A 12,804-nucleotide genomic window follows, 5' to 3' on the forward strand; every position below is an offset into this window, starting at 1 on the left:
CGCTGTTTACTCCGCTGCGCCGACCAGGCGGGCCAGTTCCGCTGCACGGTTGGCGTAGCCCCATTCGTTGTCATACCAGGCGTAGAGCTTCACCTGGGTGCCATTGACCACCAAGGTCGACAGCGCGTCGATGATCGAGGAGCGCGGATCGGTGCGGTAGTCGATGGATACCAGTGGGCGCTCTTCGTAGCCCAGGATGTCTTTCAACGGGCCTTCGGCCGCCGCCTTCAGCAGCGTGTTGACCTCTTCAGCCGTGGTCTCGCGTTCCACTTCGAATACGCAGTCGGTCAGCGAGGCGTTGGCCAGCGGTACACGCACGGCGTGACCATTCAACTTGCCGCGCAGCTCGGGGAAGATCTCGGCGATCGCAGTAGCCGAGCCCGTGGTGGTCGGGATCAGGCTCATGCCCGAGGCACGGGCGCGGCGCAGGTCCTTGTGCGGCGTATCGAGGATGCTCTGGGTGTTGGTGAGGTCGTGGATGGTGGTGATCGATCCGTGGCGGATGCCCAGGTTCTCGTGAATCACCTTGACCACCGGGGCTAGGCAGTTGGTAGTGCAGGAGGCGGCGGTAACGATGCGATGCTGCGCCGGGTCGAACAGGTGCTGGTTGACGCCCATCACCACGTTCAGGGCGCCTTTCTCCTTCACTGGAGCGCAGACCACTACACGTTTTACGCCCTGATCCAGGTAGGCCTGGAGCACGGCTACCGACTTCATCTTGCCGCTGGCCTCGATCACCAGGTCGCAGCCCGACCAGTCGGTGTCGGCGATGGTCTTGTTCGCGGTGACCTGAATGCGCTTGCCGTCGATCACCACCATACTGCCCTCAGCACGGGCTTCACGGTGCCAGCGGCCGTGGACCGAGTCGAAGTTGATCAGGTGGGCATGGGTCTCGGCGTCGCCGGCCGGGTCATTGATCTGCACAAACTCGAACTCTGGCCAGTTCCAAGACGCGCGCAGCGCCAATCGACCAATACGGCCAAACCCATTGATACCTACTTTGATAGCCATGTTCTTGTTCTCGGATCACGATTAGCGAAAGGTCAGAGGGTGTCGCTGAACTGGTTGATGTAGCCGACGTGCGCAGGGTTCTGAATGGCACGTGGGCGCAGGGCCTGGACCTGAGCAACAGCTTCCTGCACGGGAATACCGCACTCGATCATCAGGCGGGCCGCAAACAGGCCGGTGCGGCCGGAGCCGCCTTTGCAGTGAATGGCGATCGTCTTGCCAGTCATCACCAACGCTTTCAAGCGTTCCCGATGGATCTCCCAGGCGGCAGCAAAGGGCTCGCCGGGCGCCTGGTCGTCTTCCACCGGCAGGTGGAACCATTCGAGGCCCAGCAGTTGGCACTCCTCGGGCAGTAGGTCGATCTCGTTCTGCAGCAGCTCTTCACTCGGCATCAGGGTAACCAGTGCACTCGCACCGGCTTCGCGCAGTGTTGCCAGCGCTTGGGATACCGAGGTGTCCTTGGTACCAGGACACGGGGTGAAGATCAGCTGGCCGATCAGCTCGGGAGTCGCCAGCACGGAATACGGGTGCAGTTGCATGGTCAGAAAGCCTCAGATGGATCGTTGATTAACGCGTTTGGAAAGTTCTTCAGCCGACTCCTTGCGCTCGGAATAGCGATCGACCAGGTAGTCGGAGCGATCACGAAGCAGCAGGGTGAACTTCACCAGCTCCTCCATCACATCGACGACACGGTCGTAGTACGCTGAGGGCTTCATGCGGCCGGCCTCGTCGAACTCCAGGTAGGCTTTGGGTACGGACGACTGGTTGGGGATGGTGAACATGCGCATCCAGCGACCGAGGACGCGCAGCTGGTTGACCACGTTGAACGACTGCGAGCCACCGCAGACCTGCATCACCGCGAGGGTCTTGCCTTGCGTCGGGCGCACGGCGCCCATGCTCAGTGGAATCCAGTCGATCTGCGACTTGAACACGCCGGTCATCGCGCCGTGGCGCTCAGGCGAGCACCAGACCATGCCTTCCGACCACAGCACCAGGTCACGTAGTTCCTTGACCATGGGGTGGTCATCGGGCACATCATCCGCCAGTGGCAGGCCAGTGGGATTGAAGATCCGCGTCTCCGCACCGAAGTGCTCCAGCAGGCGTGCCGCTTCTTCTGTCAGCAGACGGCTGAAGGAGCGTTCGCGGGTCGACCCGTACAGCAGCAGGATGCGCGGTTTATGGGTGGACTGCTGCTCGATCGCTAGCTTATCGGCGGATGGCAGGTCGACCAGTTCGTTGTCGATATTGGGGATGTGATGTTCGGTCATGATTTTACTCCTGAGACAAGGCACCTGAGGGCTGGTCAAACCAGCGGCGCTTGAGCCACAAGGCCACGCCTACCAGCGAAATCAGCACCGGCACTTCCACCAAGGGGCCGATGACAGTGGCAAAGGCAACCGGCGATGCGAGGCCGAAGGTGGCGATGGCCACGGCAATGGCCAGTTCGAAGTTGTTGCTCGCTGCGGTGAACGCCAGCGCGGTGGTGCGTGGGTAGTCGGCCTCCAGCAGCTTGCCCATCCAGAAGCTGATGAAAAACATCACCACGAAGTAGATGGTCAGCGGGATGGCGATGCGCAGCACATCCAGCGGCAGTTGCAGCACCATGTCGCCCTTCAGGCTGAACATGGCCACGATGGTCAGCAGCAACGCCACGAGCGTCAGCGGACTGATCTTCGGAATGAAGCGTTCCTGGTACCAAGTCTCGCCCTTGCTGCTGATCAAGATCTTGCGGGTCAGGAAGCCGGCCAAGAACGGGATGCCCAGGTAGATCAGCACCGACTGAGCGATGTCGAAGAAGCTGGTCTCGATGACGCTACCCTCAAGACCAAACAGCGGCGGCAGCAGGCCCAGGAAGATCCAGGCGTACACGCTGAAGAACAGGATCTGGAAAATGCTGTTGAAGGCGACCAGGCCCGCCACGTACTGGTTGTTGCCACCGGCGATCTGGTTCCACACCAGCACCATGGCGATGCAGCGCGCCAAGCCGATGAGGATCAGGCCAGTCATGTACTCAGGCTTGTCGGAAAGGAACACTACTGCCAGCCCGAACATCAGCACCGGGCCGATTACCCAGTTCTGAACCAGCGACAGCACGAGGATGCGCTTGTCCTTGAAAACCTGAGGCAGTTCCTCGTATTTCACCTTCGCCAGCGGCGGGTACATCATGACGATGAGGCCAATCGCGATGGGGATGTTTGTCGAGCCTACCGACAGGCTGTTCAGCCACGCGGGCAATCCTTGGAACAAACTGCCCAGGGCGATACCCAGGCCCATGGCCAGAAAGATCCAGACCGTCAAGTAACGGTCGAGGAAGGAAAGTCGGCTTTTGCTCATGGTGGATCTCCCTAAACGTCAGAGCGTTCCGATGCGGGCCAGCTCGACCTTGAGCTGCGCGGCATCCAGTTGTTCAAAAGGCAGTGCGAGGAATGCCTTGAGGCGTCGCTTGATCTGCTCAAGCGTGATGTCGAAAGCCGCATCCAATTCGGCGGCGCTACCCTGCAGGTACGAAGGATCGGAAAGCCCCCAATGGGCTTTTACTGCCGGCCCGAAGAACACAGGGCAGGCTTCGCCGGCGGCCTTGTCGCAGACGGTGATGACGAAGTCCGGTGCCAGCTCGGCGTGTGCATCGCTGGATTTGCTGCTCAGGCCATCGGTGGAAATACCGGCGCGCTGCAGCGCGGAGATGGACAGCGGATGTACCTCGCCTTTGGGCTGGCTGCCGGCGCTGTAGGCCTTCATACCGGCCGGGGCCAGGTGGTTAAACACGGCTTCTGACAGGATGCTGCGGCAGCTATTGGCGGTGCAGAGGAACAGAACTTTCATCGGTTTTGCTCGGCAATGATCAGCAGCAGGTGGCGACGCGCTGTGGGCGGTCACCCATTGCGTCCAATCGAGTGGAGCTGCTGTTCAGCCACTCGCTATTGGCCTCCAGCGTGGTTTGCAGGATCTCGCGTACCCAGGCGGGCAGCTCTGGATGCAGCCGGTAGTAAACCCATTGGCCCTGGCGGCGGTCTGCCAGCAGGTCACACGTGCGCAGCTGCGCCAGGTGGCGGGAAACCTTGGGCTGGCTTTCTTCCAGCGCACAGGTCAGCTCACAGACGCAGAGCTCTTCCTCGCGGGCGATCAGCAGCATCATCCGAATGCGGTTCTCGTCGGCGAGGCATTTGAAAACCTTGGTAGGGGTCAGTGAGTCAGTCATATCGGCTCTCGATGTGCGGATTACTGCACGCATATGGTTTTTCGAATATACGCTTTTTCGAATGTATCGCAACCCCGCTGTGATCTATGACTTTACATGTGCATATTCGTGCACATATATTGGCGACATGACGATTAACCTGAACCTCCGCACCCAAGCCATCGACGCTGCCATCGAGTCGCTGGACGAAGTCTTCTTCAAAGCGCTCTGCGAGCCCTCCAGGGTCGCGGTGTTCAAGCGCGTGCTTCTACTGGGACGGGCGGATGTCGGCGAAATCGCCAAAGAGCTACCGCAGGAGCGATCGGTGATCTCCAGGCACCTGCAGGTGCTGCACGATGCCCAGATCGTGAAGGCCACCAAGGTGGGTCGGCAGGTGTTCTACGAAGTGAATGGTGGGGCGATCGTCGAGCGCCTTGAGGGCCTGCTCCAGCGAACCAAGGGTCTGGTTTCGCTGTGCTGCCCGTAGCTCGTGCCCATTTTTTGTCCTGATATATGCATGAGTGCGCATACATGAATAAATCGACTCGCGCGTTGGATGTGATCGTCATCGGTGGTGGGCAAGCGGGCTTGGCGGTTGGCTGGCATTTGCAGCAACACGGCTTGGACTTTCTGATCCTGGATGAGCAAACACACCCTGGTGGGAACTGGCGGAACTACTACGACAGCCTGCAGCTGTTCTCCCCGGCGGAGTATTCAGCACTACCGGGGATGGTGTTTCCCGGTGATCCCAAGAGTTATCCGCTGCGAGACGACGTGGTGCAGTACCTGGAGTCATACGCCGCCGAGTTTCAGATGCCTTTTGAGGGCGGTACCCGAGTGCTGGATGTCGTGCAGAAGGACAAGGCATTTGAGGTCCGCGCCGCCAACGGATCGACCTTCACGGCGCGTGCGGTGGTCGTGGCATCGGGGGGCTTCAGCCGTCCGTACATGCCTGACATTCCTGGCATGGAAAGCTTTTCAGGGATCTGTCTGCACAGCTCGGCGTATCGAACGCCTGAGGCCTTTGCTGGCCAGCGTGTCGTCGTGGTCGGCGCGGCGAACTCGGCTGTTCAAATTGCCTATGAGCTTGCCGGCGTTGCGCAGGTAGTGCTGGCGACCCGCGAGAGGATCCGATTTTTCCCGCAGCGGATCCTGGGGCTCGACTTTCATGCCTGGCTGAAACTCACCCGGTTGGAGCACACGCGGTGGCTGAGTGACCAGAGCACGCCTGTGCTGGACACCGGCAAATACCGGAAGGCCCTGGACACCGGACGACTCCAGCGCAAAGCGATGTTCCAGGAGGCGCTGTCTGAGGGGGTGGTCTGGCCAGACGGAAGCACCACCCTGGTTGATGCGCTGATCTTCGCCACCGGTTTCCGACCAAACCTCGATTTTCTGACACAACTCCCAGTCGAAGGCCGGAGTGGACGTGTGCTACAGCGCAATGGAGTGGCAAGTCTGGTGCCTGGTTTGTACTTCGTCGGCTTACCCAAACAAAGGAACTTTGCCTCTGCAACGATCAGAGGCGTGGGTAATGACGCCGATTACCTGGCACCTCGAATGCTTCATCACTTGAGCAGTCATTTGCACTGCAATTGACCAGCTTACTGTTTCGTATGCATCGGTGTAAGGCTAGATATACCGGCATTCGATTTGCGCCGATTCACATTTCCCGAAAGAAATTGCGGCTCCTTGAGACTTAGAGTGCGGAGGTGCTAATCAGACCGATCGATACTCGACCGTCAGATGGCTGACTTCGTGAACCGGTTTGAGGCGTTCACGTATGCTGTCAGCGTCTGCAGTGACTTCGCCAAGAACGCTGACGATTGCCGCATGAGCTTGCGGTCCGACCCGCCAGACGTGCAGGTCTGTAATAGTGGCATCCCCTGGCTTCTCAACCAATTCGCGGATTTCCTCGGCGACATGCACGTCTGTCTGATCCAGCAGCACGCCTGCGGTCACCCTCATTAATGTCCACGCCCAACGTCCGATGACGATGGCACCTACGATACCCATGGCTGGGTCCAGCCACACCCAACCGAGATATCGACCGGCGAGCAATGCGACAATAGCTAGCACCGAAGTTAGCGCGTCTGCAATGACGTGGACATAGGCCGACTTCAGGTTGTTGTCATTCCCGTGATGAACATGGTCATGATCAGTATGATCGTGACTATGGCTGTGCCCGTGACCCAGTAACAGGGCACTGACAATATTTACGATCAAACCGACAATCGCGATTAGCGTAGCGGTGCCGAACTGAACGTCTGTTGGCTGCAAGAGGCGCACGAAAGACTCAACGCCTATTCCCAAAGCGACCATGCCAAGAATCAGTGCCGACGCAAATCCACCCAGGTCTCCCACCTTCCCGGTACCGAAACTGTATCGTTGGCTGGAAGCGTGGCGTTTTGCATATCTGTATGCCGCCGCCGCGATGCCCAGTGCTCCGGCATGGGTTGCCATGTGAAAGCCATCGGCCAATAACGCCATCGAACCCGTGATATAGCCAGCGGTAATCTCGCCAACCATCATTACAACGGTCAGTGCCACGACCCAAAGCGTGCGCTTGGCATTTTCATCGTGCGCTGAGCCAAGGAACATGTGGTCGTGTGTGTGGTTGATGTTGGTGCTGCTCATGACTGAATACCTGGACGCGTTCACTTGGAGTATCGGCGAATGGCTTCAAGAAGCTCTTCGACACCCTTGTTACGCTCTTCTTCGCTAAGCGCAGGGTTAGCAACATGCTCCCGCGCATGGTCCTCGATGATTTCCTCCATTAAGCCGTTGATGGCTCCGCGAGTGGCGGCAACAAGGTGTAAAGTTTTGGCGCAATCGAGATCCGATTCCAATGCCCGTTCCACGGCTTGGATTTGACCGGCGATACGCTTTACGCGCTTGAGAAGATCGTCTTTATTTGCTGCGATATGACCCACGAGATACCCCCCCCTACCTATGCATCACGCATGATAGGCATAGCCCCTATACCTATGCAAGACAAATGGCCAACGGGATCAACTCCGGCTCCCTTTTGGAGATCGGCCTCAACTGTGCGGGGCAGGTGAGGGTCAGGGGTGTTGGTTCGCGGGAAAGACTCGTTCAACAATCGCGCAATCCAACCAGTGTCCTTCAAGGCGGGCGTGTTTTTCGTAGACTCCAACTATCCGAAAACCACAGGACTGGCAGAGCGCGAGACTCGCCACGTTGGAGGTGAAAATACGGGATAGGACTTTCCAGAATCCGCGTGCCTCGGCTTCGCTCAACAATGCGGACAGCAGCGTCTTGCCGATGCCGCGTCCTCGGATATCACGGCGTAGGTAGATCGAAAAGTCGGCGATGCCAGCGTAGCACGAACGCGCGCGGTAGCTGCTCAGGCTAGCCCACGCCACTACCGCGCCGTCGATCTCGACGACCAGCACCGGATAGTGAGGCATCTCGGCAATCCAGGGCTGCACATCCATGGAGGTGCGCGGCTGGGTCTCGAACGTAGAGCTACGGTCTTCGATCCCTTGGTTGTAGATCTCGGCAATGGCCTGAATATCACCGAGTTGAGCGTGGCGGATGTGCATCTGGCTTCCTTTTCGATTGGTGCGTACAACGAGCTGGATTGGCGGCCAATTGCTCGGCCTCATTCCCACCAACTACTTGTTTGCACTGCTCGCCGTAATCCTCCTGATCCCCTCAGTGAAGGTATGGCGGCATTGCTGAGCCCGAGTATTGAGGCACCTCTGGTTGGCTAGCTCTGGATCTGTAAACTGTGGGCTCGAAAAACCTCGTTTGTGACTTTTCTGATCTCGTACTGAGTGGGAAAGTCAGCCATTTTCAACGAGATGCCGCCTTTGTTTACAGATTTAGTCGGCATAAGAGGCGTTAACCACTGACCAGATGAAGGATTACTTCCTCGCAGCATTCGTGACCTTGATAACTGTAGCTGCACCACTACAAGCAATCGGAGTTGCCTTGTCCGTTGCGCTGAACAAGAAAGGGCGAGTTTCTCGTTTTAATGCGCTGCGAGCTCTTGCAAGAAAATAGGGAGAGGATTGCCCGTCTACGAGCAGCACCCCACAAGGCGTTGAAGTGCGTTACCTGCAGGCATATCTGCAGCAGTCGGCGCAGTACGACCCGGCGCGTTTCGCCGGCGCGGCGGAAGCCGTCCTGGTCTATGTCGCTGACCTTGAGGCGCATACCCCGGTTTATCAGCCGCAGGCCTTCCGGGGCTTTGTCCATGGCCTGTGGGCCGTGGGGCTGATCGACCTGGAGGTGCTGGATCGGGTCGACCAGTATCAGCTGGAAGATCCCGCACTCAACCCCAGAAGCTGAACGAGGGGAGTATGGCAGGTTACCTCCCCACCTTCGTTCCGGCCCGACATCCAGGTGAAGCGAAGGTCGGCTTGAACCAGCGCCGGTGACTCCTTACCCTCAGTGGCGACATTTCCTACAGCTGTTGTTGAAATAGCTGATCGACTACGGCCGCCATTGCCAGGGAAAGTTAAGTTTTTCCTGAGCAATGGACCAGAAAATGCCAACACTCCCCACCACCGTATTGAAATTGCCGTTCCACGTTCATTTTGATCAACACACCGTCGATGCCGTTAATCGCTACCGCGCTGCCCGCGCGGAACACCTGAGACAAGGGCACGGCGAATCAATGAGCAGTGCTGAACTGTTTGTCGCCTACCAGTGGGCCGCCTTTGACTTGGCCACCGCGCTGGATGCATTGCTGGAGAAGCACGCCAGGTGATGCTCCCCATGCCCTTGGGATCTGACGGCTCCCAAGAGCTTCAGATAGGCCTGTCGCGCCTCTGAGCGAAAACGTCAGGCGGTTGTCAGTCCGAAGGATTCCCCAAGGCGATCGATGATCGTTGCCATATTGGTTTTGAGGTTGAGCTGCTTGAAATCGACGTCTTCAGCAGGCAACAGTTCAAGGAAGAGTTTCATGTCGGCCATGATGCTTTCCGGCAGCTCAGTGACCTCGCCATCCAGCAAACCGGTCAGCGCCAGGACGTCGTTTCGATGCTTTCGGATGTGCTTGCTTTCGACCTGCTCCCCGTTCTTCTTCCGCTCAGACAGGTCAAGCCATGCTTTGACCTTGAACGGGATCAGGCGGTCAGCGCCGATGTAGGACAACTCACCATTCTCCAAGCGGCCGGTTAAAAGCAGGCGGTAGTAAGCATCATCGAGGAGTATCGCCGACAAGCTGGAGACCGTTTCGTCCGTAGGGATCGGGATCAGTGTTGCGTTCTCTTCGTGGTCTAGACCGTCCGGCGCCCGCGAGAAAAGTTCGATCTGGGCCGGATAGGCCTCATCCGTGGGCTTATCGAAGCGATAGAAACAGGGTTTTTCGCCGCCTTTCAGCCTGATCTGGTAACCACCCGCGTCTATGAACGACCAGAAATGCGCGACGAATCCGGCATCCAGCGCTTCGACCACCAAAACGATGTCCAGGTCTTTAGTAGCCCTGAAGCTATCGCCCGCATCCTCCATTGCCAGAGCGGAGGCCACGCCACCGATCAGTACGTAGCGATCACGGAAGTCGCGGAAGTGGTGTCCGAACAGTTCTAGGCCTCTCACGCTAGCCATGTAACCTTCTCCTTGAGTTCATCCAACGCAATCTGAATGCGTTCGTCGGGGTTGTCTTCCAAGCTCAGAAGCAACGAAGCTTCGTCGGCGATATGGTGTCTTTCGTAGAGTGACGGATACGCCCAGATCTCAACGCACTCTTCAATGGTGTCCACCGACTCGGCAATCTTGAACGCTTGAAGCGCCAGCATGTCGGTGAACACTTTTTTCGTCATCCCCCACACCGCTTGCTTCGGCTCCGCAAGCATCGTGTATTGGGCGAGAGCAGTTTCTCCGGCCAGGAAGACACCGGGTGCCGACCGGATAGCATTGCGAGTAATGCCAATTTTCTTTCTGACGGGCGACCGCAGGTATTGCTTGGCCTTGCTGAAGACTTCTGCAGGTGATGCGTTGAAGGCGTAGGTACTCCACTGCAGCTCGCTTTTCGCAGGGGCTATCAACGATAGCGATGTCAGCTGATCGACTGCCCTGGATAAGGTCATTCGGCTGTAGTTGAGGTCGCCCATCAGAGCGTTTGTGGTGAATAGCGTGTCTTCGGTGTTACCACCATAGAGGCAGGAGAGCAGCATTGCCTGAGCGGCTGGTAGGAGGGCCGCGACCTCACCCTGTTCTCGTCGCTGACGAAAGTTCTCTCTCAGGTCCAGCGCCAACTCCGGGATGAACATCTGGAAGCCAGGTTGGATAAAGTTGACCTGATGCGTGATCAGACTCCGACGGTCCTGGGTCGTCAGGGACCTGCAAACGTAGGTGATGATCCGATTGGAAGCTTTACGCACCAGGTCGACGTGCTTTTGCAGCTTTACGATGCCTGGATAATCTTTCTCATCCCGAGGGACCAACAGGACCAAGGCGACAACCGCGTTGCTCGCCAGCGGAATGGTCAACTCGAACATTTTGTAGCTGTCACGGATGTTGAAAGACACCTTGAATCCCACCGGTTCAAGGTGCGCTGACACACCGAGGACAGCCTCGATGTAGGTCTTCGCGTCGTCCTGTAGATTCGACATATCCCCGGCACCTTGTAACTCTGTTTTTTCACTGTAACTCACCGTAGGTTACACGTCAAAAAAGTATGTTACAGCCTAGGAAATACTGGGGTCTCAGATGGGTTACGACATTATCCAGAAAAATTGGGAAGCCACATTGCCTTGCACTTCCGAAGGCTCGTGAGACTGTCATCTCACAGCGTAAAGAACCCTAGCAATGTGCTCAACACGAGCAAGGCTCTCAAGCCCAAACCGACAGGAGACTTCCCCATGATTCTCACCAACGAACGCCGCAAAGATGCAGAGGACGTGGGCGTACTGCTTCACGCCATCTTCAGCCACGCGGAGGCCAATGCCGAACATCTCGACCGCACCCTCGTGGCCGTGGGGTACGCCACACTGCTGAAGCTGGCCGAGAGCGCAGCGGAACAAGTCGCTTTTCTGCATGACGACTCGGTCGAGGAGTGGGATGGTGCTATCTGGTACGAGCGTTTGGCCGATGTAGGCAGCGACAGCCTCGCCGCCGGGCTGTTTGCCTCAGACCATCCGGATGTGCGCGCAGTTGTAGTGAAATGGCTGCTCTCCTTTGGTCCCGTAGAGTTCTCCCATGCCGGCAAACGCTGGTCGTTCGATGCTGATGAGCTGGCGGAGTGGGAAGGAGAAGAGGAAGGCTTCCATTTCCGTGCCTACCACGAGCTTGCCGAACCGACCATTGAAGCTGTGTCCCGTTTCATCGACCGGCTGTAACATACCACCGCCCCAGCCCGCGTGGGCTTCACGGAATTTCAGAGCCATGTCCAACCTGCCTCACATCAAGAAGCCCTGCCGAGACTGCCCGTTTCGCAAGGACTCTTTGCGGGGTTGGTTGGGCAAGGATCGGATCATCGAAATTCTCGCTGCCGACTCGTTCGTCTGCGACAAGAAGACGGACATGCAGTGCGCTGGGCACATGCTCATCAATGGCCAGGAAAACGCATTTGTGCGAACGGCTGAGCGACTTCGCATCCCGCTAGACCTTTCCGGGGACGAGCAGGTTTTCGAGAGCAAAGTCGCCTGCATCGAGCACCATTCTCGCGAGAAGTAACCGGCCCACGTCTGAATGGTCACCCCGTGTACCAGAAGGCGTACGGTTGCCGGCAGCGATCGACTTTGACTTCTTCTCTGAACACGCTGCCCTCGCCTGGCTATTCGCCCCAATGACGGTATCCATTTGCCCCTTGCGCTTTCGCGCAATGGAGGAAGATTCCTGGAAGTCGACATTCGAACGGCTTTGAAGGGAACGCAATGACTACTGAATCTGAAATTAACACCATCCTCGCAGCGCCGGCGTCGAGTCAATGGCTCAAGCAGGCGCTTGAGTCGGCCCTGGACCGCGATTGTGCTGATGCAGCCAGAGACGCAAAAACACTGCATCACCTGCTTGAGCGCCGCGCCCTGGCAAATCTCTGCCTCGACCGGGAGGCACAGGATCATCAAACATCACCGACCGTGCCTGAGCTGGCGAGCGAGTTAAGCGGAGTTCAGGCTGTCTTGCTGACGTTGGGCTTCACGTTGCTTGCTGCTTGCGTATGTGGCGCTATCGCCTGGATGTGCGTGTGGTTCGGCTTAATCCACCTGAAATGGGTGTACCGCCTCGCAGCAGCGGGGGGCGTTCTTACCGCTGCCGCAAGCCTCTTCACCTTCTATCACGACTACCGGGCCGAACGTGATCGCTACCTGGCTCGTGAAATGACGAGAGAGCCACGGAGGACACCATGAGCTCATTCGATCCGGCGCCCTGCCCCAGGCAAACCCGTCGTCAATTCAGCCCGCCCGGCGCTCAACGGCAGTACATTCCGGGGTAAGCAGGGGAAAGATATGGCCAGGAATACTGGCAGTGCTCGCTGCTCCCACTGCGGCGCGGAGTATCGCCTGTTCTCGATCTTCAATCGCGACATGCAGGGGCTTTGCAAGGCTTGGCGTGGTAGGCATGAGCGTGCGTGCGCTGCGAAGACACCGGCCCAGCGACGGTCATGGGCGAAACGGTTTGAGGGCATGGATCGGACCGAGAGCAGC

18 protein-coding genes are annotated in these 12,804 nt (G+C 58.0%); 7 read left to right on the top strand and 11 right to left on the bottom strand.

Features of this window, described 5'->3' with window-relative positions:
* Positions 1 to 6: 6 nt before the first annotated feature.
* From KW568_RS29435 to KW568_RS29460, 6 genes are read right to left on the bottom strand one after another with little or no spacing between them, the layout of a single operon-like run.
* Complete coding sequence (locus tag KW568_RS29435) at positions 7 to 1,011, bottom strand: ArsJ-associated glyceraldehyde-3-phosphate dehydrogenase (protein WP_004575547.1); 1,005 nt, start codon at positions 1,009 to 1,011, stop codon at positions 7 to 9.
* 32 nt (positions 1,012 to 1,043) lie between these two features.
* Entirely contained in the window at positions 1,044 to 1,547 is a 504-nt protein-coding gene (locus KW568_RS29440) for a cyclin-dependent kinase inhibitor 3 family protein (RefSeq protein ID WP_004575546.1), read from the bottom strand.
* A gap of 12 nt (positions 1,548 to 1,559) precedes the next feature.
* A complete protein-coding gene (gene arsH, locus KW568_RS29445; protein WP_004575545.1) occupies positions 1,560 to 2,276 on the bottom strand; it encodes an arsenical resistance protein ArsH in 717 nt (238 codons plus the stop codon).
* A gap of 4 nt (positions 2,277 to 2,280) precedes the next feature.
* Positions 2,281 to 3,342, bottom strand: a complete 1,062-nt coding sequence (gene arsB, locus KW568_RS29450; protein ID WP_004575544.1) for an ACR3 family arsenite efflux transporter — start codon at positions 3,340 to 3,342, stop codon at positions 2,281 to 2,283.
* Between the two features lie 18 nt (positions 3,343 to 3,360).
* A complete protein-coding gene (locus KW568_RS29455; protein ID WP_004575543.1) occupies positions 3,361 to 3,831 on the bottom strand; it encodes an arsenate reductase ArsC in 471 nt (156 codons plus the stop codon).
* Positions 3,832 to 3,850: 19 nt separating this feature from the next.
* On the bottom strand, positions 3,851 to 4,207 hold the full coding sequence (locus KW568_RS29460; protein WP_004575542.1) for a metalloregulator ArsR/SmtB family transcription factor: 357 nt from the start codon (positions 4,205 to 4,207) through the stop codon (positions 3,851 to 3,853).
* A gap of 127 nt (positions 4,208 to 4,334) precedes the next feature.
* Here KW568_RS29460 and KW568_RS29465 point away from each other — a divergent pair, with 127 nt between their 5' ends.
* A complete protein-coding gene (locus KW568_RS29465) occupies positions 4,335 to 4,673 on the top strand; it encodes a helix-turn-helix transcriptional regulator (RefSeq protein ID WP_004575541.1) in 339 nt (112 codons plus the stop codon).
* 44 nt (positions 4,674 to 4,717) lie between these two features.
* Complete coding sequence (locus KW568_RS29470; RefSeq protein WP_004575540.1) at positions 4,718 to 5,785, top strand: NAD(P)/FAD-dependent oxidoreductase; 1,068 nt, start codon at positions 4,718 to 4,720, stop codon at positions 5,783 to 5,785.
* A 120-nt stretch (positions 5,786 to 5,905) separates the two neighbouring features.
* Here the strand turns inward: KW568_RS29470 and dmeF are convergent, their stop codons facing one another.
* The 3 genes from dmeF to KW568_RS29485 form a co-directional block, all read right to left on the bottom strand.
* Positions 5,906 to 6,823 carry a CDF family Co(II)/Ni(II) efflux transporter DmeF gene (dmeF, locus tag KW568_RS29475; RefSeq protein WP_004575539.1) on the bottom strand — a complete coding sequence of 306 codons (918 nt, stop codon included), beginning with the start codon at positions 6,821 to 6,823 and terminating at the stop codon, positions 5,906 to 5,908.
* Positions 6,824 to 6,843: 20 nt separating this feature from the next.
* Positions 6,844 to 7,119: a metal/formaldehyde-sensitive transcriptional repressor gene (locus KW568_RS29480; RefSeq protein ID WP_004575538.1), complete on the bottom strand. Its 276-nt coding sequence runs from the start codon at positions 7,117 to 7,119 to the stop codon at positions 6,844 to 6,846.
* A 132-nt stretch (positions 7,120 to 7,251) separates the two neighbouring features.
* On the bottom strand, positions 7,252 to 7,752 hold the full coding sequence (locus KW568_RS29485) for an arsinothricin resistance N-acetyltransferase ArsN1 family A (RefSeq protein ID WP_004575537.1): 501 nt from the start codon (positions 7,750 to 7,752) through the stop codon (positions 7,252 to 7,254).
* 508 nt (positions 7,753 to 8,260) lie between these two features.
* On the opposite strand from KW568_RS29485, the gene KW568_RS29490 reads away from it, so the two are divergent.
* Both KW568_RS29490 and KW568_RS29495 read left to right on the top strand, forming a co-directional pair.
* Positions 8,261 to 8,503, top strand: a complete 243-nt coding sequence (locus tag KW568_RS29490) for a hypothetical protein (RefSeq protein ID WP_004575536.1) — start codon at positions 8,261 to 8,263, stop codon at positions 8,501 to 8,503.
* A gap of 199 nt (positions 8,504 to 8,702) precedes the next feature.
* The gene (locus tag KW568_RS29495) at positions 8,703 to 8,924 is read left to right on the top strand and encodes a hypothetical protein (RefSeq protein ID WP_016487020.1); all 222 of its coding nucleotides are present in this window, start codon (positions 8,703 to 8,705) and stop codon (positions 8,922 to 8,924) included.
* Between the two features lie 74 nt (positions 8,925 to 8,998).
* Here KW568_RS29495 and KW568_RS29500 read toward each other — a convergent pair whose 3' ends face one another.
* Complete coding sequence (locus KW568_RS29500) at positions 8,999 to 9,763, bottom strand: hypothetical protein (RefSeq protein ID WP_004575534.1); 765 nt, start codon at positions 9,761 to 9,763, stop codon at positions 8,999 to 9,001.
* Complete coding sequence (locus tag KW568_RS29505) at positions 9,751 to 10,770, bottom strand: hypothetical protein (RefSeq protein ID WP_004575533.1); 1,020 nt, start codon at positions 10,768 to 10,770, stop codon at positions 9,751 to 9,753. Before KW568_RS29505 ends, KW568_RS29500 begins: the two co-directional genes overlap by 13 nt.
* A gap of 249 nt (positions 10,771 to 11,019) precedes the next feature.
* Here KW568_RS29505 and KW568_RS29510 point away from each other — a divergent pair, with 249 nt between their 5' ends.
* The 3 genes from KW568_RS29510 to KW568_RS29520 all read left to right on the top strand — a co-directional run bounded on the left by KW568_RS29510 (position 11,020) and on the right by KW568_RS29520 (position 12,507).
* Complete coding sequence (locus KW568_RS29510; RefSeq protein WP_004575532.1) at positions 11,020 to 11,496, top strand: hypothetical protein; 477 nt, start codon at positions 11,020 to 11,022, stop codon at positions 11,494 to 11,496.
* 46 nt (positions 11,497 to 11,542) lie between these two features.
* Complete coding sequence (locus KW568_RS29515) at positions 11,543 to 11,833, top strand: hypothetical protein (protein WP_004575531.1); 291 nt, start codon at positions 11,543 to 11,545, stop codon at positions 11,831 to 11,833.
* A gap of 200 nt (positions 11,834 to 12,033) precedes the next feature.
* Complete coding sequence (locus KW568_RS29520) at positions 12,034 to 12,507, top strand: hypothetical protein (RefSeq protein ID WP_004575530.1); 474 nt, start codon at positions 12,034 to 12,036, stop codon at positions 12,505 to 12,507.
* Positions 12,508 to 12,804: the final 297 nt, after the last annotated feature.

Origin of the sequence: Pseudomonas sp. HD6515 (genome assembly GCF_024971855.1) — a bacterium.
Taxonomy (GTDB): Bacteria; Pseudomonadota; Gammaproteobacteria; order Pseudomonadales; family Pseudomonadaceae; genus Aquipseudomonas; species Aquipseudomonas alloputida.

Bases quoted from the DNA above. Each gene is read 5' to 3' on its own strand.
- arsB (WP_004575544.1), bottom strand. From the start codon at position 3,342: ATGAGCAAAAGCCGACTTTCCTTCCTCGACCGTTACTTGACGGTCTGG.
- KW568_RS29455 (WP_004575543.1), bottom strand. From the start codon at position 3,831: ATGAAAGTTCTGTTCCTCTGCACCGCCAATAGCTGCCGCAGCATCCTG.
- KW568_RS29460 (WP_004575542.1), bottom strand. From the start codon at position 4,207: ATGACTGACTCACTGACCCCTACCAAGGTTTTCAAATGCCTCGCCGAC.
- arsH (WP_004575545.1), bottom strand. From the start codon at position 2,276: ATGACCGAACATCACATCCCCAATATCGACAACGAACTGGTCGACCTG.
- KW568_RS29495 (WP_016487020.1), top strand. From the start codon at position 8,703: ATGCCAACACTCCCCACCACCGTATTGAAATTGCCGTTCCACGTTCAT.
- KW568_RS29510 (WP_004575532.1), top strand. From the start codon at position 11,020: ATGATTCTCACCAACGAACGCCGCAAAGATGCAGAGGACGTGGGCGTA.
- KW568_RS29500 (WP_004575534.1), bottom strand. From the start codon at position 9,763: ATGGCTAGCGTGAGAGGCCTAGAACTGTTCGGACACCACTTCCGCGAC.
- KW568_RS29435 (WP_004575547.1), bottom strand. From the start codon at position 1,011: ATGGCTATCAAAGTAGGTATCAATGGGTTTGGCCGTATTGGTCGATTG.
- KW568_RS29515 (WP_004575531.1), top strand. From the start codon at position 11,543: ATGTCCAACCTGCCTCACATCAAGAAGCCCTGCCGAGACTGCCCGTTT.
- KW568_RS29440 (WP_004575546.1), bottom strand. From the start codon at position 1,547: ATGCAACTGCACCCGTATTCCGTGCTGGCGACTCCCGAGCTGATCGGC.
- KW568_RS29520 (WP_004575530.1), top strand. From the start codon at position 12,034: ATGACTACTGAATCTGAAATTAACACCATCCTCGCAGCGCCGGCGTCG.
- KW568_RS29485 (WP_004575537.1), bottom strand. From the start codon at position 7,752: ATGCACATCCGCCACGCTCAACTCGGTGATATTCAGGCCATTGCCGAG.
- KW568_RS29465 (WP_004575541.1), top strand. From the start codon at position 4,335: ATGACGATTAACCTGAACCTCCGCACCCAAGCCATCGACGCTGCCATC.
- KW568_RS29470 (WP_004575540.1), top strand. From the start codon at position 4,718: ATGAATAAATCGACTCGCGCGTTGGATGTGATCGTCATCGGTGGTGGG.
- KW568_RS29505 (WP_004575533.1), bottom strand. From the start codon at position 10,770: ATGTCGAATCTACAGGACGACGCGAAGACCTACATCGAGGCTGTCCTC.
- dmeF (WP_004575539.1), bottom strand. From the start codon at position 6,823: ATGAGCAGCACCAACATCAACCACACACACGACCACATGTTCCTTGGC.